2 protein-coding genes are annotated in these 1,548 nt (G+C 33.4%); both read left to right on the forward strand.

Annotated elements, in window-relative coordinates; genetic code table 11:
• Positions 1-491: 491 nt before the first annotated feature.
• Positions 492-1,187, forward strand: a complete 696-nt coding sequence (locus tag ACIR310F_RS21480) for a hypothetical protein (RefSeq protein WP_196803156.1) — start codon at positions 492-494, stop codon at positions 1,185-1,187.
• Positions 1,175-1,471, forward strand: a complete 297-nt coding sequence (locus tag ACIR310F_RS21485) for a helix-turn-helix domain-containing protein (RefSeq protein ID WP_231387379.1) — start codon at positions 1,175-1,177, stop codon at positions 1,469-1,471. Before ACIR310F_RS21480 ends, ACIR310F_RS21485 begins: the two co-directional genes overlap by 13 nt.
• Positions 1,472-1,548: the final 77 nt, after the last annotated feature.

The raw sequence follows: 1,548 nt of genomic DNA on the forward strand, positions 1-1,548 counted from the left end.
TCCCTCGTTCCCTGTCTCTGACAGGGAATGAATTACAGAGGCTCTGCCTCCACTATATCATTTTACTATCATTTTACTATCATTTTACTTCAGGCAGAGCCTGAAAAACTGCATTCCCAGCCAGAGTCTGGGAACGAGTTAACGAGTTAGATATTAATATACATCATAACAAATGAATCTGCTGTATGTGTCAACTTAACGTAAAATCCATAGTCCGTCTGGGAATTAATTCCCAGTCTCATAGCACAAGTCATCTCAAGATGACTAAACAACCCAGAAATTTTTGAGTAAACTTTAGTTTACTTTTGCTATTAGCCCTGATAGCGTAGCGTGGCGTAAGGCATAATTCATTTGTGGGCGGGTGTGAAAGCCAATAAATAAGCCTTCTGTAGCTTAAGTTAACACCAATGAGTAATGCTAAACCCCTACACATCTGGTTTTTTAAATCTTGTCAAAATTCACATTTCGGTCCTATTTGGTATAGCTAAATTATGAAAATATATGCACCTAATATTCACGTTTTCGCTTTTCAACTTTATAAAGACAGTCGGGCTATATATAAAGACTTAGATAAAAAGTATAGAGATATAGAATCTGAAGTTAATAAAATTCTGGAACTGAAAAACAATCAAGATATAACCAGACAGGATTTAAAGAAATTACAAAACCAGTTAAAAGCGTTTCCTACATTAGCACTTGAATACACCAGATTACTTTTAAGTTTAGAAGATTACCAAAATACAATTGTGATTAATGCAGATAATTATAGCGATAAATTAGCACAAATAAAACATAATTTAAACGGTGAAAATCTAGATTTTCTAGAAATTTTCCTAAATAAGAATTGTGTCACATTTAAACGGCAAATTCAAGCCGATTTAGGCTATTTTCAACATGGTTCGCAGTTGTTAGATCAAGCCGTAAACTCAATTCGTGGTATAGTAGAAATAGAACAAGCTAAAAGCGATCGCTCTTTAGAAACAACAGTACAAGTATTAGGTATAGGTTTGGGTGGTGGTGCTATATTTTCCGGTATTATCACTACGCACATAGATAAAATCAATCAACCTTTATTACCAAAAAATCCCTTTTTAGCTTCATTGATTTTCAGCATTATTGCTATCATTGGATGTACTCTTCTAGCTATGTTGGGTATATGGATAAAAAAACGCAAATGGAAAAACTAACCACTCTTCCCCCAGATATTAATACCCACTGGAGTGCTATTTCTCCTTTACTAACAATTCGTAATGAAGAAGAATATGAACAAGCAATTATAAGATTAAATGATTTACTTGATGAAATCGGTACTAATGAACAACATCCTCTTTATCATTTATTGGATACATTAGGAACGATAATTGAGGCTTATGAAACAGAACATTATCCTCTTCCTAATTGTCATGGAAATGATGTATTAGCTTATTTAATGGAAGAACACAAAATTCATATTGTATTTTATCGTTTATAATATCTCTGTTGAGTTACAGCCCATTGATGAAAGCGATCAGATTTCCTGAAATAAGCAACCAAAACACCAGTATCAAG

The sequence above is a fragment of the Dolichospermum circinale AWQC310F genome, from assembly GCF_000426925.1.
Lineage (GTDB): Bacteria > Cyanobacteriota > Cyanobacteriia > Cyanobacteriales > Nostocaceae > Dolichospermum > Dolichospermum circinale.